The following is a 636-nucleotide window of genomic DNA, read 5'->3' as shown; positions in this document are numbered from 1 at the left end:
CATCACCTCCGTCTGCATGACGTCCTTCGATGCCTTGGCCAGCTTCATGGAGAAGGCCATGTTGTCGAAGACGSTCATGTGCGGRTARAGCGCGTAGTTCTGGAACACCATSGCGATGTCGCGGTCCTTCGGCGGCACGGTGTTGACCACGCGCCCGCCGATGGAAATCTCGCCGCCGGTGATGTTCTCGAGTCCTGCGAGCATGCGCAGCAGGGTGGACTTGCCACAGCCGGAGGGGCCGACGAGGACGACGAACTCGCCATCCTCGATGTCGACGGAAACGCCGTGCAGGACGGCGGTGCTGCCGAAGGCCTTGCGGACCTTGTTGATCTGGACCGTTGCCATCAGAGCCTCGACACCTGTGTCTCCTTGGAGGTGATGAACTCCAGCAGCACCGGAATTCCCTCCTTGGTCTTGGCGATACCCCGCTTGATCGCGGGGATGATGTCCTCGACCTTCTCCACGCGCTCGCCATAGCCGCCGAAAGCACGGGCCATGGCGGCATAGTCGCCGCTGATGTCGGTGCTGCGGAATTTCTCGGTGCTGATCGGCATGACCTTCAGCTCGATCGCCATGGAGAAGTTGTTCAGCAGGATGGACATGATGGGGATGCGTTCTCGTACCGCCGTCTCGAAG

General features: G+C 61.2%; 2 protein-coding genes. Both read right to left on the bottom strand.

Annotation, left to right across the window (positions count from 1 at the left end; genetic code table 11):
* Positions 1-345: ABC transporter ATP-binding protein (locus tag AC1DWF_RS35670; protein WP_476843178.1), on the bottom strand; the 345-nt coding region annotated here is incomplete at its 3' end.
* The coding region (locus tag AC1DWF_RS35665) for a thiamine pyrophosphate-dependent enzyme (protein WP_476843177.1) at positions 345-636 on the bottom strand (292 nt) is incomplete at its 5' end. The genes AC1DWF_RS35670 and AC1DWF_RS35665, both read right to left, overlap by 1 nt.

This window comes from Aminobacter sp. P4_D5 (genome assembly GCF_056401815.1).
The sequence above is the reverse complement of the archived record's forward strand: the minus strand, read 5'-3'. Positions and strand labels throughout refer to the sequence as shown.